Raw genomic sequence first — 23,672 nt, 5'->3', positions numbered from 1 at the left:
ATGACGGAGACAACCACTTCAGATCTGACGACGATCATCTCCCACGCATTGGATCTCACCACGCGTTTGGACCGGCAGTCGGTGTTGCAGACTTTTGTGGATTCCAGTGTGGAGCTAACGGGAGCCAAGTATGGTGCTCTGGCGGTACTCGGCTCCAGTGGCGAGACCCTCGAGTTCGTCTACACCGGCATGCCTCACCACCTCGCAGAAAGGATCGGCAACCCACCCGCCGGTCACGGGGTGTTCGGTGATCTTCCCAATGACACCTACCTCATCGTCAATGACCTTGAGCACTACATCAACCGGTACCCCTGGCCCAAGCACCATCCGCATATGACGAGCTTTCTTGGTGTTCCGATGCGCATACATTCTCGCGTGTATGGGCGGCTTTACCTTGCGGATAAGGAAGACGGCTTCCAGGATTCGGATGGGCGCAACATGGAGCTGTTGAGCCAAGCTGCCGCGATCGCAGTGGAGAACTCACGTTTGTACGCCGAATCGAACTCGCGCGCTATGTGGATCGCTGCTTCTCGCGCCATCACTACTGCTCTTCTCGAGGGAACAGACGAAGAAGAGGCACTTGAGCTCATTGCGCGCGAAATGCGCCGAGTAGCTCGGGCAGATATCTCTCTTATCGTGCTGCCATCCATCGGAAATAGCTGGGCATGCGAATTTGCCGAAGGCGAGGGCGCCCAACGCCTCATCGGTTTGGACTTCCCACCAGGCGGGCGAGCACAAACGGTCATCCGGGAAGGTACGGGTCTGATCGTAGATTCTATGACCCGCCAATCCCACCTCTTGGTTCCTGAACTGGCTGAGTTCGGTGCGGCGCTGTACGCTCCTATGCTTTCAAAAGGCAAGCCCCTCGGTGTGATCGTATTACTGCGCCAGATTAATGGGCCAGAGTTCGATTTAGCCGACCTTTCAATGGCCGAGAACGTTGCACGCCAAGCAGCTCTTGCACTCGAACTAGCCAGTGCACGCCAGACCCAGACGCTCGCTGAGCAGCTAGAGGACCGTGCCCAGATCTCACGCGATCTCCACGACCTAGCCATTCAACAGCTCTTCGCATCCGGCATGGAGCTTTCAGCCGTGCGTGGGGATTTGGCCACTGAAGACGCCGTTCCAGATACGGTTCTTGACCGCCTCGATACTGCGATTGATTCCATCGATTCCTCGGTTACCCAAATTCGGCAGATCATTTACTCGCTGCGAGACCCTTCGGCAACCGTTCCACTTGTCACGCGCCTGCGCCACGAGATCACGCTGGCACACACCTCGCTCGGTTTTACCCCAACGCTCAAGATCTCAAACCTCGGAGAGATCATCACCTCCGGTGCGCACACAGAGATCGATGACGAACTGGGTTCCGATATTGCCGACGACGTCGCTGCCGTTGTGCGAGAGTGCCTATCCAACACCGCACGGCATGCGAATGCTACTGAGGCTCATGTGGAAGTACGGATCGAGAATCAACGAGTTGAGGTTCGAGTCACCGACGACGGCCAAGGCGTTAATCCTGAGCTCTCACGCCGATCCGGCCTCTCCAATTTGGCTGCGCGCGCCAGGCGCCATCACGGAACGTTCTCCATCCGGCCCGGTGCACACAGCACAGGAACACGGGTGGAATGGATGGCCTTTGTTGACTAGCGGTCGCAGCGCAGGGTCACAGGTGAGTTAGCAGAGCTTCTCGATAAGAGGCGAGCTCTCTATGGTGACCTTCCTGCAGAGCGTTTCCCACGAAGGCGAGCTCTCTATGAAGAGCTTCCTGCAGAACGATTTCTACGAAGGCAAGCTTCCTCCACAATCAGGAATGGCCCGGCCCTAGCGGTTTGCTGGGGCCGGGCCATTGGTGGAGTCCCGCTACTTACGCAATTGCGGCATTCGCTGCTTCGATCATGTGATCCAGCATTTCGTCAGTGAGCTGACCACCAGAGAATCCAATCAGACGTCCCACTGGTAGAGATCCCATGAGCTTGACGAGCGATTCAGCGCCCAAGGCCGAAGCATCTGCTTCCCCACCGTCTTCCGCTGGTGCGCCCCCCAGCAGCGCCAATGCGTCGCTCACGATCTTGCCAGCCACTGGGTGTGCTACGAGCTCGCTGATGGCGGTCTCACGGGTGATGGGAATGTTCAGTACGTCGCCGTCGATGGATACCTCAGCCGAACCACGGATATCGCGGCTCGAGGCGCCAACCTCCACGCGGTACGTACCGCCTTCGACGATCCACCCATCAACGCGGACATCCCAATACGCTAGGTCGTTGCGGGCGATCTCCACCTGCACCTGACGGGACTCCCCCGCATCAAGCTGCACAGAGACAAACTTACGCAGTTCGCGCGGTGCGCGCTCTACAACTGAGGAACCAGCGAAGCCGGTGTAGACCTGAACGATCTCACGTCCAGCCACCTTGCCGGTGTTGGTAACGCGGACTCCCACTTCGAGGTTGCCGTTCGCAAGGATGCGAGCCGTAGGATGAGCATATTCAAACGTGGTGTATGAAAGGCCGTGCCCAAAGGGGAAGGCGACCTCAATATCCTTGGCATCGTACCAGCGGTAGCCAACCAGACCGCCTTCGCCGTAACGCACCTTTCCGAGCTCTCCGGGGAAGTTGCCATAAGACGGGTTGTCCTGAAGGCGCAACGGAATTGTTTCAGTTAGGCGACCAGACGGATTTGCCACTCCGTAGAGGACGTCTGCAGTCGCACCTCCACCAGCTTGGCCCAGCAGCCAACCTTCGAGGATTGCGGGCACAGAATCGCGGAACGGCAGTGCCACAACAGCGCCGTTTGACAACACAACCACAGTGTTTGGGTTCGCAGCTACAACGGCCTTGAGGAGCTCCAATTGAGCAGCTGGCAGATTGATGTGCGTGCGGTCGTATCCTTCGGATTCCTCAAAGTCTGGAAGTCCCAAGAACACTACAGCAACCTCGGCAGTGCTGGCGGCCGCAACCGCCTCAGCGGTGAGAGCCTCGGAATCACCCGATCCGTCCAGCGTGAAGCCAGGAGCAAAGGAGACTCGCCCGTCGTCGGCCAACTCACGGATTGCATCGAGTGCACTGTCTACTCGTGTGGGGTTGATATGCGAAGATCCACCGCCTTGGAACCGTGGCGTGCGGGCGAACTCTCCGATCACGGCAACGCGGGTGGAGGGCTGCAGTGGCAGCAGGCCGCCTTCGTTCTTCAACAGCACGAGGCAACGCCGGGCTACTTCACGGGCGAGGGCGTGATGCGCATCAACACTCCACGGTTCCGCTAGTGCGGGGCGCAGTTGAGCACGATCAACCAGATCAAGCACTCGCTGTGCAGCAATATCGAGGAAGGACTCATCCAAGCTGCCATCCTTGACCGCGGCAACCAACTGTGCGTCGGTGCGGCCGCCACTGGATGGCATTTCAAGATCAAGACCGGCAGGCAAGCCCACCACGCGGTCATTGACTGCGCCCCAATCAGACACCACGAGGCCCTCAAATCCCCATTCGTCGCGCAGAACGGTTGTCAGGAGCCAGGGATCCTCGGAAGCGTACACGCCATTGATCTTGTTGTACGAGCACATGACCGTCCAAGGCTGGGATTCACGAACCACGCGTTCGAATCCGCGCAGGTAGATTTCGCGCAGCGTGCGAGCGTCAACCTCAGAGGAAATCCTCATGCGGTCCTGCTCTTGATTGTTGGCAGCGAAGTGCTTGAGGGAGGTGCCAACGCCCTGAGACTGAACTCCACGTACGAATGCAGAACCCAACTCACCAGAGACAAGCGGATCCTCGGAGTAGTACTCGAAGTTCCGTCCACACAGTGGTGAACGCTTAATGTTGATAGCCGGTCCGAGAAGCACGGCCACATCTTCTGCCCGGCACTCCTCACCAAGAGCCACACCTACTTGTTCGGCAAGTTCGGGGTCAAGTGAGGATCCGAGAGCTACGGCAGGCGGGAAACACGTAGCTGGTACGGACTCTGAAAGTCCGAGATTGTCGGAAGCGCCTGCTTGCTTACGCAGGCCATACGGACCATCGGTCACCATCACGGAGGGAACATCCGCGCGTTCGATAGCCTCTGTTGTCCAGAAGTCAGCGCCACTTGTCAGCGCAGCCTTTTCTTCGAGAGTTAGATCGGTAGCTTTATGCTCAGCCATCCCGTTGCCCTTCTTGGTATTGCGGATGCGGTCTGCCAACAAGCTGCGACGTCATTGTCATCCTGAATCCATTGTATCCAACGACGACGTCGCCAGATACCAAAAGCTTATGGCGTTCGGTTTTTAGATGTCAAACATTATTGATAGTTTGGTTGAGCCTAGTTTTCGTACCACGGATGCGGCGCAGCGTGGCCATCCATCACAACAAACCGAGCGTTAGGATTGCAGCCATGGCACTACGAGGTTCATATGCAAAAGGCATCGCTAAGCGAGATGAGATCACCTACAAGGCCCTTGAAGTGATCGCCGATCAAGGCATCAACGGGTCTTCCATTAAGGAACTCGCAGCTGCAGTGAATCTCTCCCAAGCGGGCCTCTTGCACTACTTCGCCTCCAAGGAGGACCTGTTCATCCACATCCTGCGTGCCCGCGACACGGCTGACGTGCGCCGCGTTGTCGCGACGCTCTCCGAACACGACCAACACGCTGTGCTGAGCGACCCCGAAGTGGTGGAACACGGCGAGTTGGCCGCCTTGAGGCTGGCCTACCTTCGCCTCTGCCACAACGACGTGAACCTTGCGCTGCGTGCCTTTCTAGACCTCATCGAGCATAACCAAAAGGTCCCCGGACTTGTGGAACTCTTCTCGCGCATGTCAACTGCTGCAGCAGATCCACAGAGTCTGGCACATGAGTACTTCGCTGATCGCGGGAATCAGGTCAGGCAGTCCTTCGCAGAGATCTTCAGTGAGTTACAGCGGCAGGGACGGATCGACCCCCACGCGGATCCACAAGTCCTTGCCACTGTCTTGCAGGCCATCTCAGACGGACTCCAACTCCAGTCATTGGTAGACCCTGACCTGAACATGGTTGAGAACGTCACCGGATTCCTCAAAGCCGTCATTGCGGACTTCGAAGCCGAAGTACTTAACGCGTAGCCAGCCGCAGGTAGGCTGCACTGCGCGAAGGTAGCTGCGCGCAAGTAGCTGCGCGTAAATAGCGCTAAGGCTCAGGAGTTGCGCCAGCCCGCCGCGCGCTGGCCTGCCACCCAAGCAGCCACTTGAGTGCGGCGCTGCAGCCCCATCTTGGAAAGCAAGGATGTGATGTGGTTCTTGACGGTCTTCTCCGCCACGCCTAGACGTTCGCCGATCTCGCGATTGGAGAGCCCATCACCAATCAGTGCGAGCACCTTCCGCTCCGAAGGAGTGAGGTCCGCCGTAGGATCGTCATGATCAGCCCGGCGGCGCGAAACTGTGCGTTCATCGAGCAAGGTCCGCCCGGCGGCCACAGCTCTAATGTTCTCAGTGATTTCCGCTCCACGCACAGACTTCAACAGGTAAGCCTTTGCGCCGGCGTTGAGAGCTTCGGCCAAGGCGTCGTCGTCGTCAAAAGACGTGAGCACGATCGAACGGGTCTCAGGTGAAACCTCCGCGAGCTGCTGGATGATATCAATTCCGGTTCCATCTGGCAGTCGAAGATCTACGAGAGCCACTTCCGGATGCACAAGCTCACCACGGCGAACAGCTTCAGCAACGCTGCCAGCTTCAGCAACCACGGTCAATCCATCGGCACGATCTACGACCTCTGCAATGCCGCGGCGAACCACTTCATGGTCATCAATGATCATTACTCGAATGTCTTCACCAGTTGTCACGATATACGCTCTTTCTCGGCGGTCTTGGACTTGCGTCCATCCAACATGTGGATAACGGTCACTGCATAAATTGTGCCACAAACTGCACTCTGGCGCGCGATAGCCTCGCCGCCGAGCCTGGGTACGTAGCCCACCCACTACTGTGCGCACCAGAGCAGTGCCGCAGCGCGCGCATGGCCTTCCTGCCCGTCCGTACGCTTCAAGGGATCGGTCGAAGTATCCTGATTCCCCGTTGACGTTCATCATGTCCGGGTTGAATCCACGACCGACATGACCACTGGCTACATATGCCGCGTAGGATCCATCCGCTGATGCAGTATGCGAATCACATCAATCGCATCCTCATACTCAACGAAAAAGACGAGATGACTCCCCACGACATAACGACGGTAACCATCACGAATTTCATCACAACGACGACCGCGATTCGGCTCCTTCGCAACACGCTCGATTGCGTCGCGGATCTCGGCGATGTATTCCTCAGCCTGGACTACATCCCAGCGCTTCTGCGTGAAGTCCCAAATTTCAGAGAGGTCACGCTGGGCTGCTGGTGTGAGCCGGAACGCGCTCACGATTTCTTCGCGACAATGAAGGCGTCGAAGTTGAAAGGCTCCGCCCGGCCGCTCTCTTCACCGGCGATCAGCGCAGAACGCAACGCAGCTATCTGCGTCTCCTGATCCTCAAGCAAACGCAAACCTGCCCGCACAACCTCGCTCGCCGAGCGATAGCGCCCCGTAGCCACTTCACGGGCGAGGAACGCCGCGAAGTGATCATCGAGACTGATCGACGTATTGGTAGCCATGGGCCAACAATACCAACAATTGGTATCAGCTGGGAGTAATCAGTAGTTGGATGCCCTGCCGCTACCGGCGCTGGCACTTTGGGCAGAAATGCGAGGATCGCCCACCCACCACTGTGCGCGCCAGAGCAGTGCCGCAGCGCGTGCATGGCCTTCCTGCCCGTCCGTACGCTTCAAGGGATCGGTCGAAGTATCCTGATTCCCCGTTGACGTTCACGTAAAGGGAGTCAAATGAGGTACCACCAGCAGCAATTGCCCGATTGAGTACATCCGTTGCACACCTGTAGAGCTTCACAATAGCGGCGGAAGGCAGATCAGCTGCGATCACTTCAGGATGAATACTTGCCTGAAACAATGCTTCATCCGCGTAGATGTTTCCGATTCCAGATACCACCGATTGATCTAGCAGCACACGCTTGATCTGAGAATGCTTGGCTGCCGTCCGCTCCACCAACTCCGTCAGATCAAGCCGCGGATCAACCAGATCTCGGGCAATGTGAGCAACCATCGCGGGAAGGCGCTCTCCAGCCGCGTCTGGCTGCACATATGCGTTCGGAGTGAGGTGTCCGAAGGTTCGTTGGTCAACGAAGGCGAGCTCACAACCATCGGAGAGATAGAAACGCGCCCGGACATGCTTGAGTCCAGTACTGTTCACGCGAAACTGCCCTGACATCCCTAGGTGAGCAACTAGGGCCGAATCACCAAAGTCAAACCACAGGTACTTGCCTCGCCGGAACACTTGGTGAACAGAGGAACCCGTGATGGATTCGAGGCCCTGTGGAGCGTAGCGAACCACTCGATCTCCGAATGCTTCAACCGCATCGATACGACGCCCAACTACGTGGTCTACAAGGCCCCGCCGCACGGATTCCACTTCGGGAAGTTCAGGCACTAGGAGGGCTCGCTCCCAGCAGCGGTCTGGGTAACCTTGAATGCATCCACGGCTTTGCTTGCCGCCGCGACCGCGGGCGAAGCTTCGGCGCCGCGTGAAGCCTGTGACCCGGCACTCTTCGAGGCGAGTTCAGCCTCCAACATTGCACACGAGGCCTGCGCCGCCTTGTGCCGCGCCTTCTTCCGAGTAGTCCCGGTGCCTTGCCCCCACGTGCGGCCATCCATCGTTCCAATGGCAGTAAACACGCGCGCGTGATCCGGGCCCTCGCTTGAGAACTCGAAAGTGAGAGTCCCTTCTATCCCAGCATCCCGCGTCATTTCCGCAAACTTCGTCTGCCAGTCAAAGTTCGGGCCCAAGTTGCGCGCCTCAAGAATCTTCGGCGCAACGAGGCGTTCCACAACCTCGCGGGTGGCGTCCATCCCATGCTCAAGGTAGGTGGCTGCTATGAGGGCCTCAACTGTGTCCGAGAGGATTGAATCCTTGTCGCGGCCACCGTCAATCTTTTCTCCCCTACCAAGTCGGATCGAGTCACCTAAGTCCAGATGCCGGGCGATGTCCGCGAGCGCCACCTCAGAAACCGATCCAATCTTCATCTTGGACATGTCACCCTCAGTGGCCTCCGGATACTCCCGGTACACCTTTTCGGCCACGATCAGACCCAAGATGGAGTCGCCAAGGAATTCGAGACGTTCGTTGTGGGGCTCATCATGCTCATAGGCAAAACTGCGATGGGTGAGCGCAAGGCGTAACATCGGGCGCGAAATCTCGATACCCCATCGGGACAGTAGATCGCGATAGCTCACGCCTGTTCGGCCTCCAGCTGTGTACGGATTCCCTCGAGTACATCGAACGTTGGGTTGGTGTGCTCGTGATGATGATCCTCTGGCAGATCATCCCATCGCTGGCCACATTCTGAACAGAGTCCGGGGCAGTCGGGGCGGCACAATGGCTGGAACGGGAGTCCGAGCACAATTGCGTCACGGATGATGGGCTCCAAATCAATGTGGTCATCTACGATGACCGGAAGGTCCTCAGCGTCCTCGTCCTCCCCCAGATCGAGGATCGCGGCCTTACGCTCCGGGTAGAAGATGAGTTCACCAATGGAATCGGTACGCTCTTCCTCAAGATCGCGTAAGCAGCGGGAGCAGCGACCTGAAAGGTTCACGTGCACCTGCCCAGAAACCCACACGCCTTCGGAAACGGACTGCAGGCTGAGCGAGACCTGAACGGGGCTCCCTTCGGGAACACCAATCAACTCAACGCCCAAATCTCCAGGTGCCGCGAATTCCTCTTCCCACGTCATGTGAGAACCCTCTTGGCGAGGAAGTGGAATGAGCGATACCACAAAGGGGCTTCTTAGGTCCATGATTCTTCCTGTTCTTCTTCCTCGTCCTGGCGTTCCGCAATCACGTTGCGGCCCGCTGCAATTTGGCCGAGGACCGAGTCTATCTGGCCTTGGACTCCTTGGGAGAGCCCGTCGATCGCGTTGCCCATCTCTGAGAGCTGATCTTGGAGGGCAAGCAGCGCTGTATCTGAATACGAATCCGCTCCGCGGCGCAGCTTTTCGGCCTGCGACATGGCGTCGTCGACAATGCGTTGGGCCTGCGCCTTTGCGGCGATTGTCACTGAATCCTGCGAAACAAGGCGAGAAGCCTGTTCGCGAGCCTCTTGAATGATGGTGTCGGCGTCGTCTTCAGCGCGTTGCTGAATCTGTTCAGCCCGAATCTTGGCATCCTCGGTCACAGTGCTGGCTTGTGCTAGCAATCCGTCAGCGCGCACGATTTGGCTGGGCACCATGTCCTTTGCAGAGCTGAGTAGATCTAGCAACTCGGCGCGGTTGACCATGACTGAAGCCGACATGGGCACTGAACGAGCCTTCTCCACCATTTCGGTGATGTCTTGGAGGATCTCTACGAGGGAGGCACCCTCCGCTTCTTTCGGATTCATCGGTTCTCCTTGATTGCTGCACGTGCTGCGAGCGCCTGAGCTACATGTTCCGGCACCAAGTCTGTTACATCGCCACCGTGATTGGCTACATCTTTCACGAGCGACGAAGCGATGTGCCCGAGGTTCGGGTCACCCATTACAAAAACTGTCTCTGTTCCCGTGAGGTGGCGGTTCATGAGGGCCATGGCTTGCTCACCCTCGTAGTCGGCGGCACCGCGTAGACCCTTGACGATTGCGCTTGCTCCCACCGTCACGCAGTATTCGGCAACGAGCCCCGGAATGACGCCAACCCGCACCCCTGGTATTTCCTTCACGGCTTCGCGCACCTGGTCTGCGCGTTCGATCACGCTGAACAGGTAGTTCTTCCCTGGATTTGCTCCGATGGCCACGATGATTTCGTCAAACATCATCGATGCCCTACGGATCACGTCAACGTGCCCCAGGGTGATCGGGTCAAAGGAACCTGGACACACTGCTAATGTCATGCTTCAACCTTAGTCGTAGCGGGCCGTACAACCGCGCTCCACGCCCGGGTATCGCCCCAAGAGCGTTCATCTTCACGCTCCAGCTGCGCCGGCCACGTGGGTTCGGGCGAACGCGACGATCTCTCCACAACCACCATCGCGTCATGCTCCAAATGCGGCGTCAAGAGTTGAAGCGCCCGCGCAAGGTCTTCTTCACCGAGCGCATAGGGCGGATCGAGGAACACGAGGTCGAATCGCCGGTTGGGTTCGCGTGCCAGCCACGTTTCCACTTTTGCGTTGTCGACGACGACGTCCAAACCCAACGTTCGTGAGTTCTCGCGAATGGCATTCACCGCACCCTTGGCATGTTCGACGAGCTGCACAAAGCTCGCGCCCCTCGAGGCCGCTTCTAATCCGAGTGCTCCCGAACCGGCGTACAGGTCTAGCACCTCGCAGTCGGTCACGTAGCCAAGGTGATCTAGCCGAGAAAAGAGTGCCTCACGTACACGATCCGACGTGGGGCGGGTGCCGTTTGCGGGCACTTTGAGAGTGCGTCCTTTTGCCGTTCCTGAGACTATGCGAGTCATGTCATCCCTTCTCCATGTAGTGTGCGCGTCCGGTATCCAAGGTGGCTACGGCAGCTGCCAGTTCGGGGTGCAGAGTCAAGTCCGGGTCATCATGCACCAAGGCACGTGAAGCCTCGCGCGCAACCTCAATGGTGGGCGCGTCACGCACAACTGAAAGGAAGCGCAGATGCGACTGGCCTCCTGACTGGCTAGCACCCAGTACGTCACCTTCTGATCTCAACTCAAGGTCCTTCTCTGCCAGCTCGAAACCGTCTGTAGTGCTGACGAAGGCCTCAACACGATCGTGTGCCAGAGTTCCTGAAGCAACGCCAGTCACAGCGAGGCACAACCCAGCCTTCGTACCTCTGCCGATTCTTCCGCGCAACTGATGAAGTTGGGAGAGCCCGAATCGATCCGCGTCAAGAATGATCATGAGAGTGGCATCTGGGACGTCCACTCCGACTTCCACCACAGTGGTGGCTACGAGAATAGGCGCTTGGCCTGAAGCAAAGCGTTCCATCGCCATTGCCTTCTCATCAGGTTTCATTCGGCCATGCAGCATGCCAATCGTGATTCCGGGAAGGCGACCAGTTAAGAAGTCGTGCGTGGCCACGGCCGAATGAACTTCATCCTTGCTAGCGATGTCCGTTCCGGGCACATTGAGTTGTTCTTGTTCGTGTGCGCGGGAGCTGGCGAGTCGACTCGCATCAGTGGGAGCTTCGTCATCACCAAATGCGTCTAACTGCTCGGATTCCTCTGACTGCTCGGCATCTTCTGGCTGGTCGGCATCGATGCGCGGGCACACCACAAAGACTCGTCCTCCGCTGGCGACTTCCTCGGCCGCACGTTCCCACGCGCGGTCCATCCACCGTTCATTGTGCAGTGGAACCAAGGTGCTCGTGACCCCGGCCCTTCCCTGGGGTAACTCACGCAATGTAGAGACGTCTAGATCCCCAAAGACACTCATGGCTATCGTGCGCGGAATGGGAGTAGCCGTCATGACAAGCGTGTGTACACCCGAGGCAAGGGAGTCCCTCTGATCCACGCCAAACCGGTGCTGTTCATCAATAACTGCAAGGCCGAGGAAAGGAATCTGCACGTCTTCAGAAAGCAGCGCATGTGTTCCAACAACAATCCCTGCCTCGCCGGATGCAATCCGGGCCAGTGCCTTGCGGCGCTGGCCCGCAGTGAGGGATCCAGTCAAGATCTCCACTCGCGTGCTCTGAGTTGAGCTGCCCAACTGGCCACCCATCGCCAGTTCGCCCATCAAGCCTTCAATAGTGCGAAGGTGTTGCCATGCCAGCACTTCGGTGGGAACAAGGAAAGCTGCCTGGCCTCCGGCGTCGACAACTTGAAGCATCGCTCGCACTGCGACGATCGTCTTTCCGGAACCCACGTCGCCTTGCAGCAGCCGCTGCATCGGCACGCAGGTGGCGATCTCTGAAGAGATCTCGCCGCCAACCGTTACCTGGCCGTCAGTCAAAGCGAACGGAAGCCGTTCATCGAACGCCTGCAGCAGGCCTCCTGCCGTGGCAGGAAAAGCCGATACCTTGCGTCCGCGCGCTTGAGCCGCACGCTGTGCCAGCGAGGTCTGTAAGACGAAGGCCTCCTCGTGCTTCATTCGAGCGTTCGCCTGTTCCCACGCCTTGTCTTCCGTAGGTTGGTGCAAGGCGTGAATCGCGTCGAAGCGGCTCGGCAAATGGTGGAGTGCCCGATAACCAGCAGGGAGAGGGTCCGGGAAATCGGCGGCGGTAAGTGTGGGCAGGACCGCGGCGATTGCACGCTCAATGTGCCATGAGGGAAGCTTTTCAGTGGCGTGATAGATAGGAATCGGCTGCGAGATCTTCGAAAGATCGGGTTCGTCGTCGTAAATCTCATACTCAGGATGATTGAGCTGGAGTTCGCCTCGATACGAAGAAATCGTGCCTGAAAACGTGGCGATCGTTCCAGCCTGAAGCCGACGTTCATGGTACTGGAGCGGCCGCATCGCCTTCCCAAAGAACGTCAGACCAAGTTCATTGCGCCCGTCAGCGATTCGCACAGTGAGCAGAAAGCCCTTCCGAGCATTCATCGGGCGCAAGGAAGCACTCAGAACCTGAGCCACGACCGTAACAGACTCGCCTTCACGCACCTGAGAGATGGGCATAAGCTCGCCTCTGTGGGCCAATCGGAAGGGGAAGTGGAGAACGAGGTCCTCCACCGTTTTAAGCCCCAGCCGTTCGAGAGCTTTTGCAGTGCGCTTACCGAGTGCTCGCTCCAACGGGCGGGACAATGCAGTCCAATCGTCGCTCGCCACTGCCTGCACCATCGACCCTCCCCGATCGCAAACTGCCCCGCATTTGGTTGGGCAACCTCTGCCAGATTACCTGAGAATACTTACGGGAAGAATGCAACGGGCAGGAGGCGAAGTGCGCCACACCACCGGGTCTCTGCTTGGTCCCTTCCCCTCTCCGTGTCTATACTTGTGTGGTTGCCAACCTTGTTGTTGGTAGTCAGGAGACGCCGCTGGCGTCCCGTCAGCGAATAAAGGAGAGAACCGTGGCCTCTGTCTGTGACGTCTGCGGCAAGCACCCGAGCTTCGGCAAGAGCGTCTCGCACTCTCACGTGCGGACCAGCCGTCGCTGGAATCCAAACATTCAGCGTGTGCGCGCACTTGTCAATGGCGCACCCAAGCGTCTGAACGTTTGCACCTCCTGCCTCAAGGCAGGAAAGGTGGAGCGCGCAATCTGAGCGTACTAAGCATCAATGAGGGTCGATCATGTGGTCGGCCCTCATTTTGTTTGTAACGATCGGTGCCATTTGTAACGGGCATCGTACCGAACCACAGTCTGACCACAGGTCTCTCCACCACCGGAGTGGACTGCGTCTGATCGACCTAGCGTGTGCATCGCGGTGCCTAACGCAATCAAGCTCGATTCGCGCACTGACGCGCGCTCATTCAGCCTATTCCGGGGAATCACTCAGCAAAACTACCGTGGCCACTGAGAGCATTGTTGTGCACCGTGGCTGGCAGGCCAATCATCACTACATTTCTCATTCGGAGCATGATTAGCCGTAAATAGGAAACTAGTAATCATTGATATGCATAGAGGCCGTTTCACACTACCTTTGTGCGTTGAAGAACGCGCTCTTGCTCACCAGTTATGGTGCGTACAACGATCCCCCAGCAGAATGGACAGTAGCAAGTGCTTCGCTCCCCCGAGTTTGTGGAACTGACCGAAAAAGAGTATTCAGAGTACATTCGGAGCCGCAAAGATGCGTTCTACACGCAGCTTCCCAGCTACGCCCACACCCGTGCCGATGAAGGCCACCACGCAATCTATGTTGGCTTAGTGGACGACGCCGGAGTGGTAGCAGCCGCGCTTGTGGTTTTTCAACCTTGGCGAAAGCTCTTCTTGCGAGCGTATATCCCATTCGGACCAACACTCGATTGGGATGACGAGGAACTCGTGGAGCAGTTCTTGGGCGGCTTAGTTCAGTACCTGCGCCAAAACCCGCGCGTCATCGCCTTGCGCTTCAACCCGCTGGTGCAGGCCTCACATTATGTGGATACCAAGCGTCTAGGTGACGCTCGCAATGCGGCGCGGCTTGAAGAAGTAGTCAAAAGGGTGGGTGGCATTCAGGTGGACAGAGAGTTCTTCGACGGTGGCGATATTCAAGTTCGCTGGGTGTACGTGAAGGACATTGGTGGCATGAGCTTCGACCAAGTGGCAGCCTCTTGTAAGCAAGCAGCACGCACCCGGATTTCGAGCGAGCCCGAAAGAGGCATCGAGGTACAGTTCTTGGACGCCTCCCAGTTCGCCGTGCTTGAAGACGTTATGGCATCTACAGCCGAACGGACCGCTATGCCGGAGCTTCACAAGAGTACCTTTGGATACTATAAGGATCTCCTCAATCACTGTGGTCCCGACGTTGTCATGATTCCCGCCGCCTTCCTCCACTGTGCGGAATACTCAGCTGGCATGAGTGACAAGATCAACCAAATCGATATCGAACTCACAGCACTCGCACAACTCGAGCATGAGAAGACCTCCGCTGGCAAGACTCTCTCAAAGAAGCAACACCTCCGCCAGTCAGAGTTGGCCGCGGAGCGTGAGACCTACTGCAGGCATCGTGCAGACGCTGAACGGATCAGCGCTGCGCACGGCGATGTGGTTCCGCTGGCAGCTTCCTATTTCGTCACGACTCCTTACGAGTTCGTGTACTTGATCTCGGGAGCGTATCGCGAATACCAGAGCTTCGGCGGAGTGTATGCAATTCATCGTGAGATGCTGATGCGCGCAACCACACGAGGGGTGGATCGATACAACTTCTTCGGGATAACTGGTGACTTCTCACAGCACGCCACAGATGCTGGCGTGCTTGACTTCAAGCGTCAGTTTCGAGGAAACGTGGAGGAATACGTGGGTACATTTGATGTTCCCATTCGCCATCTGCTTGCTAGAAAAACCGCCGCAATTGGCTTAGTTTTTCCTAGACAAATATGAAGAACTACCAAACCTGAGGCATGGTACGTCACGTTTTTCATCTCAGTTGGCGTAGACTAGCATCAACGTTCTGCACTGAACTTGGAGAGGTCGCATAGTCTGGCTTATTGCGCTCTTAACGCTTGCGTTATGAGAGGGAGAAATCCCACGTAGGTTCGAATCCTACCTTCTCCGCTATCGGCCCCGGGCACTCGCTTCGGGGCCGTTGTTATTGCTCACCGAAGCTTGGTCAGCGCGTCTTGGCTGAGTCTGTATCCACTCCTCTATGACTTGAAGTGGTCCCATCCGCCCAGCCCGCGAACATCCTTTCCATCCACCGTCACGCGGCCTCCTTGATGACCTTCCTTCACGGTTCCAATCCTGCGGAATCCGCTCGGAAGTGTTGGCCTACCAGGCCCCCACGCCCGCTCGGCAGGAACATGCAACGTGCCAAGAAAGCCGTGGTCTTCCCCACCAGTCAACACCGCGTTGAGTGCCCACTCCCAGGGGTCCGACATGCCCAGCCGCCGCGCCACACCGGTCAGCGATTGAAGATCCTGTGCAAGACGCTCCGATTCAATCTCAATCCACATGCCGGAAGCCTTCGCGATGCGGTGCGCATCGCGAAGGAGCCCGTCAGATACATCCATGAACGCACCAATGCGGCCGCTTCTGCAGGCATCCAATGCCTGCAGAAGCGGCGGCTTCGGGCGCAAGAAATCGTCAATGAGCACGGTCTCTGCATCAGGCAGTACCGCAGCCTCGCGCGTATATCCACGTTCAAGTAGCGCCATCCCAGCCGCACCATGACCAAGTACGCCACAGTGGATGAGTGGTTCACCAGGACGCGCCAGCGACCGAAGTTGCGGCCTGCGGCCCTCAAGATTCCCAAGCACAGTGACCGAGATCGTGACCTTCTGACCACCCACCAGATCGCCACCGTCAACGCCAGTACCCATGGTTGCGCACGCTTGAGCCAACCCCCGGGCAAAGGAATCTACCCACACAATGTTGAGGTCGGCAGGTAGCTCCATGGAGACAACCAGCGAGGAGGGATGAGCGCCCATCGCAACAGCATCTGCTAGGTTCTGCATTGCTGCTCGCCAGCCGACGTCGGCACCTGTAGACCAGGTCCGCCGGAAGTGGATATCCTCCACAAGCATGTCAGTAGAAACGGCCACCCGTCCGTCGGGCGCTGGAATCACAGCACAGTCATCACCCGAAGGAACGATGATTCCGCGGGCCTGAGGCAGGTGTGGGACGATGATTGAAAGCAGATCGTCCTCGGTCAGTTCTCTGACGAGCATGATTCAATCATGCCATCCAGTCTGACCGAGGACGATGTGAGATGTCGCTGGCCTCAGCTTCTACCACAAGCACAGCCGCACATGGAATGTGCCTTCAGGCCTTGTTGGCCTCAACGAAGCTACCAAAAGCGTTCACCCAGTTGGTGAGAACCTTAGCTGCATCCTCGTTGACGGTTCCGTCAGATGTCAGTTCGGCCTTGTTCGCGTCAATGTAGGCCTCCGGCTGGCCCATAACCTTTGCGCCGAAGAATGCGAGAGTTGAACGCAGGTGCTGCTGAGCAGATGCCGTGCCAATGCCTGATGGCGAAGCGCCAATAGCCGCGACAGGCTTGCCAGCGAGGGACATGCTGCCCCATGGGCGCGATGACCACTCAATGGCGTTAGCAAGCGCAGAGGAGTACATGCGGTTGTACTCAGGCGTAAACAGGATGACGCCGTCAGCATCTTCAATGGCTGCCTTGAGGTCCTTTGCAACCTGCGGGTAGTTGGTATCGAGGTCGCGGTTGTACAGCGGCAGGCTACCAATTGGAACCTCAACTAGCTCCATGCCTTCAGGGGCAACACTCTTCACTGCTTCAGAAAGGCCACGGTTGATGGACTGTTCAGCCAAGCTGCCGACGAGGTAGACGATCTTCACTTGAGATCCTTTCAGGGATTACGACTCTATGTGGCGAGGGTTCCTCGCGAACACGAATTACTTTACCCTTTAACTATTAATTGATGGAAGCTCTCGCGCAAAGAGTGGTACACCAAACAATTGATGGGACTTTAATCCCACCCGCAGCTAGCTCCCAGCACACAAAGGGAGCCACGACTTCGCCTTACCGCAGGCCGACTGGCCGTTCCAACGCCAATCCAATGAGTTCGTCAATGAGATGCGAGTATGTCACTCCCGTGTGTTCCCACAGGATGGGATACATCGATACATTCGTGAAGCCGGGAATGGTGTTGTGCTCGTTGACGATGATGTGATTCTCAGGCGTCAAGAAGAAGTCCACGCGAGTCATGCCCTCACACTCAAAGGCATCAAACACGTCAACTGCCATGGCCCGCATCCGCTCAGCCACTTCCCTATCAATTTCCGCCGGGATCACCATGTGAAAACCCTCAGTTTGAATGTACTTGGTCTCATAGTCATACCAAGCACCAGGTTCCATATCCAACGCGATCTCACCCAACACGGAAGCCCGCGCAGAAGCATCACCGTGACCGCCCAAGACTGCACATTCGATTTCTCGGCCAACCACGCCTTGTTCGATAAGAACCTTAGGATCAGTCTTCTGGGCGAACTCCACAGCAGCGTCCAGACCAGCCGGGGTATCCACTTTGGTGATTCCGAGGGAAGATCCAGCGCGGCACGGCTTGACGAACACTGGATAGGTGAGCTTGGCTGCCACTTCTTCCAGCACAGCATCCCGCATCAAGCGCCACCGCTTGGCGGTTGCTACCACATATGGCGCCACCGGCAAGCCAGCGGCCTCCAAAACCACCTTCATAAAATGCTTGTCCATACCAGCGGCGGAAGCGAAGACGCCCGAGCCCACGTAAGGAATCCCAGCCATTTCAAGCATGCCCTGAATTGTGCCATCCTCGCCAAAGGGACCATGGAGAAGGGGAAATGCCACGTCTACCCCACCGAGCTCGCGCAGATCCCCGTGGGTCTCTCCCTCCGGAAGCGACATCGCGGTGGAATACACCGCATCATGGCCGGCGCCGATCCCAAGCAGCACTTGATCATCAGACGTGCCAACGGTTCCGCGAGCGCCAGCCCCTTCCAAGACCAACGGATCCGCTACTCCTGGAACCCAGGTTCCATCTTGACGAATGCCAATTGGCAGGATTTCATACTTTTCGGGGTCCATTGCCTTCATTACTGACGCGGCGGTGAGGCAGGAAACCGAGTGTTCCCCAGAGACCCCACCGTAGATCAGCGCGACGCGAATCTTCGATGCCACAGTTCGAACCTTTCTCGTGGTTCATTCCATCAAGTCGTAGCCTACTTGTTATGGAGAATACGACCGCCCCCAACACCCACCTTGCCCCCGCGACTGTGGTGGCCACCGCAGCACGTCCACCCCGCACCCAAGGTTCACCCGTCAACCCACCCATCACGATTTCTTCGACGTACTACAGCCTGGGTGAACCAGACGGCACCATGTTGTACGCGCGGTGGACCAACGAATCCTGGCATCCTGCAGAAAAGCTCATCGCCACGCTCGAAGGCGCCGATTTGTCCGCATTACTGCACTCTTCCGGCATGGCGGCGGTTGCAAACGCCATACATCTCGGTGCGCCCGGCAAGGCAATCGTCACTCCACGTCATGCCTACCACGCCACCTTGCTTGTGGCTCATGACAGGGCGAAGCGTGAAGGCGGTCAGGTGCGTGAGGTAGACATCGCGAACACAGAGGAAGTCATTGCCGCCATCACAGCGGGCGAACCCGCAGGACTTGTGTGGATTGAGTCACCTACCAACCCGATGCTGGAGATCGCCGACATCCCCACCATCGCCAAAGCCGCACATGAGGCTGGTGCGTTGGTAGTGGTAGACAACACGTTTGCCACCCCGCTTGGTCAGCATCCGCTGGAAGAAGGCGCCGACGTCGTCGTTCATTCGGCAACAAAGTACTTGTCCGGTCATTCGGACGTGGTCTTGGGGGCAACCGTAACCAACAACCCTGAACTCCAAGCCGAACTTCAAGAAGAGCGCACTAACTCAGGTGGTATCGCCGGGCCATTCGAAGCGTGGCTGTTGCTGAGAGGAATGCGTACGCTCTCTTTGCGGATGGAACGGATTTGGCAGAATGCAGCGGAGCTTGCGCGCCGGCTTGAAGGTCACCCGCTGGTAGCCGAAGTCTCGCATCCTTCTCTTGCAAGCCATCCGCAGCATGATCGCGCCACAGCCCTGATGAATTGCTTTGGTGGCGTACTCACGATGCGCCCTGTTGGTGGTGCTCAGGCAGCTGATGACCTCGGCACACGCACCAACATCTGGCTTCCGGCAACATCCTTGGGCGGAGTCGAATCATCGTTTGAACGCCGCCGCCGCTTCCCAACCGAGGCCCCGACAGTTCCCGAAGACCTCTTGCGTGTGAGCGTGGGAATCGAGGACATCGAAGACCTGTGGCAAGATCTCGAACAGGCGCTGCAGGCTGTTCACGCCCGCCGGTAGTTATCGCCGGCCGGTAGTTCACACCCACCGGTAGTTCACGCCCACCGGTAGTTCGCACGCCAGCGAGCAACAACGCCGGCTAGTCGCCACACGCGCAGACTCCTTGTGGATTGAAGAGCTCACACATGGTTAAGTGAGGAGTGACAACGGCTGGGCTCTTTCCACATATGCGGTGGCGGTTCCCGGTACACCCGATCCACGGTCTGTGCCAGGCCTGCTACCGTTCAAATCAACCGATCAAATCTACCGTTTGAGTCTCGCGGCGGCTGTTCCGGCACAACACGCTGCGCCATCACCACTTCTGGAGGCATTCATGCGCCGCACAATCGCTATCGCAACCGCAGCCATACTTACCTTCACGATCGCTGCGTGTACATCAAGCACCACGAGTCCTGAAACAGGCAACGCGACCACGTCAGAGACCACAACCGAGACATCGCTCAGTCCATCTGAGACCCCAACTACCGACGCCCCTAGCTCGGCAACTGCGCCTTCTACCCCTCGACCAGACGAGACATGGACCAGCGGCGAAAGCCAGTCGGACGACTTCCCTGAGCTCACCGGTAACTACCTGCCTACTGGTGCACGTGCAGCGGTAGATTCCGGTATCGAACGAGCAATCATCCAATACGCCGCTGGAACAGGGGATCTAGAGTGGCACGCCCAATGGGTCGATGAAGCGATCGCCGACGGCAGCGGACTACCCGTGGAGATTCAAGGATCCGCTATCCTACAAATCACCGTCTCCGGCGTAAGGTATCCCGAGGAGGGTGAGGACATGAACCTCGAGCCGGTGTTTCCTACCACCCAAGTCATTCGCGATATCAATGTGCAAGCACCGTTTGAAGGTATGCACCTTATCTTCATTGGGCTCGACGCCCAGTCACCATACTTTATTGATTTCGACGACGATACGTACCAGCTTTCGATCGAGTTTCCCGCCAGCTAGTCTGTAGCCGCCGAACTTTCGGAAGCGCCCTATTTGCCGTTATAGAAAGCTCGAATCGCACGGCGACGAAGTTCCTCGGGGTCCTGACGAGCCGCGAGCCCCTCCGCGGAATCTTCTGACGCTGCATACCACTCAATGTTCGCCATGTAGGTAACATCCTTGGGCACTGCAGTGACTTCGGTACGCCGCGCAACTATCTCTGTAACTGCGGCTGAGATCATGTCAGTGATCTCCTCGGCCTCTTTCAACGTCAAGTTCACTCCGCAGCGCACAACTACGTGAGGATGGGCGTCAGCAATACCCGATTGGCGGGACCGTGCATATATATCCTGCATAGTATTAGTTTGAAGACGAATTGCTTCATAGCCGAGAGCTTTCGTTTCGGGTTCATCTTCAGGGACGATCCATACTCCGCTGGGATCGAGCTCCCACCACACCTCGCGCCCGTCAGCACCCGGTACTTCAGCGCGTCTGAGGAACTGACTCTGTTCAAGTCTCTTGAGATGGTAGGCAATCAGGTTAGGCGGTTTTCCCAACGCTTCCGCAATGTCCTTGGATCGCATCCGCGAATGAACTAGAAACCGAGAGAGGATCGAGAGCCGAAGGCCGTTGGCAAGAACTTGTGTTCTTTCCAGATCAAACGAAGGTATCTTTTGGCTCAGCTCAGCCTTCACGTCAGTCATACATCTTAGTATCGCACCGTGGAAGGTTCTGGATCTGCGCGTCTCGCATCTGCGCACTGCCGCGCGACTACTACCTAAACCTCCCTGCCATTTCTCAGAGGAAGAACGTAGATCAAAGCCGCAGGCGGAGAGTCTTGTGCACGTTGCACCTATTGCTTCTTGTGCCTTCTTCGGGCCGCTTGGGGAAGAACAAGTGAGGCTGCGAGGACCGCCATGGTCCCACCATACTTCCTTACCTTCTTTCGCCTCTCTGCTCGCTGAAGCGTCCGTGCTTTATTTCTCGCGTCATGGGCAGCAAAGGGATCGCCATCCTTATCAATGTCCCATCGAACAGCCCGTGGGACCTTGCCTCGTGACTGCGGGTCTGTGGCCCGAATCTCCGAGAGCTTAGAGGTGATCGCGCCCATAAGATACTCGCTCAGTTCTACAAGCAGATTGTGCGTTACCTCGCGGTCCCGGAAGTTCTCGATTCCCTTGACCTCATCAAAGCCAACGGTCAGACGCGTGGTGCGGCGTCCAAATCGCTGCCAGTGCACCTTGTGTGTCCATGGATCGATGAGCCCTTCATTTCCCCAGTGGACAAGGGTAAACACCTTGGCTTCAGGATGCTCCAGAATCAGCCGAGCGGCTCCCGTCTTCGCCTTCATCGGCCATTTCTCGGGATCACGCGTAAACGTGGATTCTGGGAAGATCACCACGCAGTCACCATGGTCGAGTGCCTGAGATAGATTCGCGATCGACGACGACGCCGAACCGCCGTTTGGAGTCGTGACGACTCCCGGCCGATAGATAGGTACTTGACCTAGCGTGCGCAAGGCTGGTCCCACCACGGGAATGTCAAAGACATCAGCCTTGATAGCGAAGCGCGGCGGAATGCCTGCCTGATACAGCGCCACGGCGGCAGTGAAGCCATCCAAGTGGCAGGTGTGATTGCATAGAACGATCAGGGGACCTGATTGAGGTAGCCGCGAATCCCCGTGAACTCGTACGTCTTGGATCGCATGCACCGCCGCCACAATAGGTGGGCCAATTACCCGCATGAGTATGGGTTCCGGACGCGAAGCAGTGCGATCCTTAGACATTATTCGACCTTCTCCACGTGCGCACCTAGGCTCTGTAGCTTCTGCATGAAGTGTTCGTATCCGCGATCGATAATGTCGATTCCCGAGACCATTGATGTGCCTTGGGCCGCAAGGGCCGCAATGAGATGGGAGAAGCCACCGCGCAGGTCCGGAACCTCAATGTCAGCTGCTACCAAAGGCGTTGGACCCTGAATAACTGCGGAGTGGTAGAAGTTGCGCTGTCCAAACCGGCAGGGCAGGCCGCCGAGGCACTCCCGGTACGTCTGGATGTGCGCACCCATCTCAACCAGCGCATCGGTGAATCCGAATCTATTCTCATACACGGTCTCGTGAACAATCGAGATGCCGTTGGCTTGCGTCAGCGCCACGACCAACGGCTGCTGCCAATCGGTCATGAAGCCTGGATGGACGTCCGTCTGAATGGAGAGCGAGGAGAGGTCGCCGCCCGGATGCCAGAAGCGGATACCGTTGTCATCAATCTCAAACGCACCGCCGACCTTGCGGAACACATTGAGGAAGCTCATCATCGAGTCCTGTTCGGCTCCACGAACGTACACGTCACCGTGAGTGGCTAGAGCCGCGCAGGCCCAAGAGCCAGCTTCGATGCGGTCGGGCATGGATGTGTGTGAGTAACCATAGAGCTGGTCTACGCCCTCAATGCGAATCGTGCGATCAGTATCCACTGAGATAATCGCACCCATCTTCTGAAGGACCGCAATGAGATCCATGATTTCAGGTTCAATGGCTGCGTTGGTCAGTTCGGTGATCCCATTTGCCATGACTGCTGTCAGAAGTGTCTGCTCAGTGGCACCAACTGATGGGTAGGGTAAGTGAACGGGCTTTGCTTTCAGACCATTCTCTGCAACCAAATGCATGCCGCCGGGTTCCTGCAAGCGCTTGGCGCCAAAATCCTGCAGAATCTGCATGTGGAAGTCCACTGGCCGATCGCCGATGTGACAGCCACCCAGGTCAGGTATGAAGGCCTCCCCCATCTTGTGCAGCAACGGCCCTGCAAACAGAATAGGAATTCGAGAAGAACCCGCCAACCTGTCCATCTCCATCGGGTCATCAGGTAGATGGAGTTCGCCTGGTGTTATCCCAAGAATCCCGGCTTCTTGATCGTAATTGACTTCTACACCGTGCAGCCGCAGGAGATCGCTGACCACATCCACATCGCGGATCAGTGGAACATTACGAAGTACCGAGGTATCTGAGGCGAGGAGCGAAGCCACCATCGCCTTGGAGACGAAGTTCTTCGCTCCACGAACAGTGATTTCACCCGTCAGTGGTGTTCCGCCAACTACTCGGAGCTTTCCGCTCATCTTTGTCCCTTCACGCACACGTGGCGCGACAACTCATGTGCCGAAAGCCCGGCAACGTCTCAACCAGAATAGCCGAACCTCCCTGCCATGCCAGTAGCGACTCGGACACACCTGAGAAAAGCGGAACACCACACCGGGCTTCTCATCTGGTCCGTGCGAAAGAATCGCGCCAAATACTCGGTGGACGTGTGACCTATTCGCTCTGATGTGACTTCGCCACCAGATGAATCGCTGGCC

At 57.4% G+C, this 23,672-nt stretch carries 23 protein-coding genes and 1 pseudogene; 7 read left to right on the top strand and 17 right to left on the bottom strand.

Annotation, left to right across the window (positions count from 1 at the left end):
• Complete coding sequence (locus tag H2O17_RS04905) at positions 1-1,650, top strand: sensor histidine kinase (RefSeq protein ID WP_182050671.1); 1,650 nt, start codon at positions 1-3, stop codon at positions 1,648-1,650.
• 217 nt (positions 1,651-1,867) lie between these two features.
• Here H2O17_RS04905 and H2O17_RS04900 read toward each other — a convergent pair whose 3' ends face one another.
• A complete protein-coding gene (locus H2O17_RS04900; RefSeq protein WP_182050669.1) occupies positions 1,868-4,135 on the bottom strand; it encodes a glycoside hydrolase family 3 C-terminal domain-containing protein in 2,268 nt (755 codons plus the stop codon).
• Between the two features lie 230 nt (positions 4,136-4,365).
• On the opposite strand from H2O17_RS04900, the gene H2O17_RS04895 reads away from it, so the two are divergent.
• A complete protein-coding gene (locus tag H2O17_RS04895; RefSeq protein WP_182050667.1) occupies positions 4,366-5,070 on the top strand; it encodes a TetR/AcrR family transcriptional regulator in 705 nt (234 codons plus the stop codon).
• A gap of 71 nt (positions 5,071-5,141) precedes the next feature.
• Here H2O17_RS04895 and H2O17_RS04890 read toward each other — a convergent pair whose 3' ends face one another.
• The 10 genes from H2O17_RS04890 to H2O17_RS04845 all read right to left on the bottom strand — a co-directional run bounded on the left by H2O17_RS04890 (position 5,142) and on the right by H2O17_RS04845 (position 12,762).
• On the bottom strand, positions 5,142-5,759 hold the full coding sequence (locus H2O17_RS04890; protein WP_182050943.1) for a response regulator: 618 nt from the start codon (positions 5,757-5,759) through the stop codon (positions 5,142-5,144).
• Positions 5,760-6,067: 308 nt separating this feature from the next.
• Positions 6,068-6,358: a type II toxin-antitoxin system RelE/ParE family toxin gene (locus tag H2O17_RS04885; protein WP_182050665.1), complete on the bottom strand. Its 291-nt coding sequence runs from the start codon at positions 6,356-6,358 to the stop codon at positions 6,068-6,070.
• Positions 6,355-6,588, bottom strand: a complete 234-nt coding sequence (locus tag H2O17_RS04880; RefSeq protein WP_182050663.1) for a type II toxin-antitoxin system ParD family antitoxin — start codon at positions 6,586-6,588, stop codon at positions 6,355-6,357. Before H2O17_RS04880 ends, H2O17_RS04885 begins: the two co-directional genes overlap by 4 nt.
• 61 nt (positions 6,589-6,649) lie before the next feature.
• Entirely contained in the window at positions 6,650-7,477 is an 828-nt protein-coding gene (mutM, locus tag H2O17_RS04875; protein WP_182050661.1) for a bifunctional DNA-formamidopyrimidine glycosylase/DNA-(apurinic or apyrimidinic site) lyase, read from the bottom strand.
• Positions 7,477-8,229, bottom strand: a complete 753-nt coding sequence (gene rnc / locus H2O17_RS04870) for a ribonuclease III (protein WP_246311331.1) — start codon at positions 8,227-8,229, stop codon at positions 7,477-7,479. Before rnc ends, mutM begins: the two co-directional genes overlap by 1 nt.
• Before the next feature lie 47 nt (positions 8,230-8,276).
• Positions 8,277-8,843, bottom strand: coding sequence for a YceD family protein (locus H2O17_RS04865; protein ID WP_182050657.1), 567 nt, complete (start codon positions 8,841-8,843; stop codon positions 8,277-8,279).
• The gene (locus H2O17_RS04860) at positions 8,834-9,424 is read right to left on the bottom strand and encodes a hypothetical protein (protein WP_182050655.1); all 591 of its coding nucleotides are present in this window, start codon (positions 9,422-9,424) and stop codon (positions 8,834-8,836) included. Before H2O17_RS04860 ends, H2O17_RS04865 begins: the two co-directional genes overlap by 10 nt.
• A complete protein-coding gene (gene coaD, locus H2O17_RS04855) occupies positions 9,421-9,909 on the bottom strand; it encodes a pantetheine-phosphate adenylyltransferase (protein WP_182050653.1) in 489 nt (162 codons plus the stop codon). Before coaD ends, H2O17_RS04860 begins: the two co-directional genes overlap by 4 nt.
• Complete coding sequence (gene rsmD / locus H2O17_RS04850) at positions 9,906-10,475, bottom strand: 16S rRNA (guanine(966)-N(2))-methyltransferase RsmD (RefSeq protein ID WP_182050651.1); 570 nt, start codon at positions 10,473-10,475, stop codon at positions 9,906-9,908. Before rsmD ends, coaD begins: the two co-directional genes overlap by 4 nt.
• Position 10,476: 1 nt before the next feature.
• The gene (locus H2O17_RS04845; RefSeq protein WP_182050650.1) at positions 10,477-12,762 is read right to left on the bottom strand and encodes an ATP-dependent DNA helicase RecG; all 2,286 of its coding nucleotides are present in this window, start codon (positions 12,760-12,762) and stop codon (positions 10,477-10,479) included.
• A gap of 230 nt (positions 12,763-12,992) precedes the next feature.
• On the opposite strand from H2O17_RS04845, the gene rpmB reads away from it, so the two are divergent.
• The 3 genes and pseudogenes from rpmB to H2O17_RS04830 all read left to right on the top strand — a co-directional run bounded on the left by rpmB (position 12,993) and on the right by H2O17_RS04830 (position 15,115).
• Positions 12,993-13,184, top strand: coding sequence for a 50S ribosomal protein L28 (gene rpmB, locus H2O17_RS04840; protein ID WP_182050649.1), 192 nt, complete (start codon positions 12,993-12,995; stop codon positions 13,182-13,184).
• Positions 13,185-13,639: 455 nt separating this feature from the next.
• On the top strand, positions 13,640-14,941 hold the full coding sequence (locus H2O17_RS04835; RefSeq protein ID WP_182050648.1) for a peptidoglycan bridge formation glycyltransferase FemA/FemB family protein: 1,302 nt from the start codon (positions 13,640-13,642) through the stop codon (positions 14,939-14,941).
• Positions 14,942-15,024: 83 nt separating this feature from the next.
• Positions 15,025-15,115: pseudogene (locus H2O17_RS04830) on the top strand.
• A gap of 89 nt (positions 15,116-15,204) precedes the next feature.
• Here H2O17_RS04830 and thiL read toward each other — a convergent pair.
• From thiL to H2O17_RS04815, 3 genes are all read right to left on the bottom strand, one after another.
• The gene (gene thiL, locus H2O17_RS04825; RefSeq protein WP_182050647.1) at positions 15,205-16,227 is read right to left on the bottom strand and encodes a thiamine-phosphate kinase; all 1,023 of its coding nucleotides are present in this window, start codon (positions 16,225-16,227) and stop codon (positions 15,205-15,207) included.
• A 94-nt stretch (positions 16,228-16,321) separates the two neighbouring features.
• Positions 16,322-16,864, bottom strand: a complete 543-nt coding sequence (locus H2O17_RS04820) for an NADPH-dependent FMN reductase (protein ID WP_182050646.1) — start codon at positions 16,862-16,864, stop codon at positions 16,322-16,324.
• Between the two features lie 184 nt (positions 16,865-17,048).
• The gene (locus H2O17_RS04815; protein ID WP_182050645.1) at positions 17,049-18,182 is read right to left on the bottom strand and encodes a D-alanine--D-alanine ligase family protein; all 1,134 of its coding nucleotides are present in this window, start codon (positions 18,180-18,182) and stop codon (positions 17,049-17,051) included.
• Between the two features lie 50 nt (positions 18,183-18,232).
• On the opposite strand from H2O17_RS04815, the gene H2O17_RS04810 reads away from it, so the two are divergent.
• Positions 18,233-19,399 (top strand): trans-sulfuration enzyme family protein, encoded by a 1,167-nt coding sequence (locus tag H2O17_RS04810; protein WP_182050644.1) that lies wholly within the window; start codon positions 18,233-18,235, stop codon positions 19,397-19,399.
• A gap of 133 nt (positions 19,400-19,532) precedes the next feature.
• Complete coding sequence (locus H2O17_RS04805) at positions 19,533-20,348, top strand: AMIN-like domain-containing (lipo)protein (RefSeq protein WP_182050642.1); 816 nt, start codon at positions 19,533-19,535, stop codon at positions 20,346-20,348.
• Positions 20,349-20,377: 29 nt separating this feature from the next.
• On the opposite strand, the gene H2O17_RS04800 is transcribed toward H2O17_RS04805, so the two are convergent.
• From H2O17_RS04800 to murA, 3 genes are all read right to left on the bottom strand, one after another.
• Positions 20,378-21,031: a winged helix-turn-helix domain-containing protein gene (locus H2O17_RS04800; protein ID WP_182050640.1), complete on the bottom strand. Its 654-nt coding sequence runs from the start codon at positions 21,029-21,031 to the stop codon at positions 20,378-20,380.
• A 149-nt stretch (positions 21,032-21,180) separates the two neighbouring features.
• Entirely contained in the window at positions 21,181-22,113 is a 933-nt protein-coding gene (locus tag H2O17_RS04795; protein WP_182050638.1) for a lysophospholipid acyltransferase family protein, read from the bottom strand.
• The gene (murA, locus tag H2O17_RS04790) at positions 22,113-23,435 is read right to left on the bottom strand and encodes a UDP-N-acetylglucosamine 1-carboxyvinyltransferase (RefSeq protein WP_182050636.1); all 1,323 of its coding nucleotides are present in this window, start codon (positions 23,433-23,435) and stop codon (positions 22,113-22,115) included. Before murA ends, H2O17_RS04795 begins: the two co-directional genes overlap by 1 nt.
• Positions 23,436-23,672 lie beyond the last annotated feature (237 nt).

The sequence above is a fragment of the Changpingibacter yushuensis genome (assembly GCF_014041995.1).
Classification (GTDB): Bacteria; Actinomycetota; Actinomycetes; order Actinomycetales; family Actinomycetaceae; genus Changpingibacter; species Changpingibacter yushuensis.
This window is presented reverse-complemented; position numbering and strand designations above follow the sequence as displayed.

Excerpts from the sequence above, each read along its gene's own strand:
- H2O17_RS04795 (WP_182050638.1), bottom strand. The coding sequence starts at position 22,113 with ATGTCTAAGGATCGCACTGCTTCGCGTCCGGAACCCATACTCATGCGG.
- H2O17_RS04860 (WP_182050655.1), bottom strand. The coding sequence starts at position 9,424 with ATGAATCCGAAAGAAGCGGAGGGTGCCTCCCTCGTAGAGATCCTCCAA.
- murA (WP_182050636.1), bottom strand. The coding sequence starts at position 23,435 with ATGAGCGGAAAGCTCCGAGTAGTTGGCGGAACACCACTGACGGGTGAA.
- rnc (WP_246311331.1), bottom strand. The coding sequence starts at position 8,229 with ATGTTACGCCTTGCGCTCACCCATCGCAGTTTTGCCTATGAGCATGAT.
- H2O17_RS04890 (WP_182050943.1), bottom strand. The coding sequence starts at position 5,759 with ATGATCATTGATGACCATGAAGTGGTTCGCCGCGGCATTGCAGAGGTC.
- H2O17_RS04900 (WP_182050669.1), bottom strand. The coding sequence starts at position 4,135 with ATGGCTGAGCATAAAGCTACCGATCTAACTCTCGAAGAAAAGGCTGCG.
- H2O17_RS04895 (WP_182050667.1), top strand. The coding sequence starts at position 4,366 with ATGGCACTACGAGGTTCATATGCAAAAGGCATCGCTAAGCGAGATGAG.
- H2O17_RS04865 (WP_182050657.1), bottom strand. The coding sequence starts at position 8,843 with ATGGACCTAAGAAGCCCCTTTGTGGTATCGCTCATTCCACTTCCTCGC.
- H2O17_RS04800 (WP_182050640.1), bottom strand. The coding sequence starts at position 21,031 with ATGACTGACGTGAAGGCTGAGCTGAGCCAAAAGATACCTTCGTTTGAT.
- H2O17_RS04845 (WP_182050650.1), bottom strand. The coding sequence starts at position 12,762 with ATGGTGCAGGCAGTGGCGAGCGACGATTGGACTGCATTGTCCCGCCCG.
- H2O17_RS04905 (WP_182050671.1), top strand. The coding sequence starts at position 1 with ATGACGGAGACAACCACTTCAGATCTGACGACGATCATCTCCCACGCA.
- rsmD (WP_182050651.1), bottom strand. The coding sequence starts at position 10,475 with ATGACTCGCATAGTCTCAGGAACGGCAAAAGGACGCACTCTCAAAGTG.
- coaD (WP_182050653.1), bottom strand. The coding sequence starts at position 9,909 with ATGACATTAGCAGTGTGTCCAGGTTCCTTTGACCCGATCACCCTGGGG.
- H2O17_RS04880 (WP_182050663.1), bottom strand. The coding sequence starts at position 6,588 with ATGGCTACCAATACGTCGATCAGTCTCGATGATCACTTCGCGGCGTTC.
- H2O17_RS04810 (WP_182050644.1), top strand. The coding sequence starts at position 18,233 with ATGGAGAATACGACCGCCCCCAACACCCACCTTGCCCCCGCGACTGTG.
- thiL (WP_182050647.1), bottom strand. The coding sequence starts at position 16,227 with ATGCTCGTCAGAGAACTGACCGAGGACGATCTGCTTTCAATCATCGTC.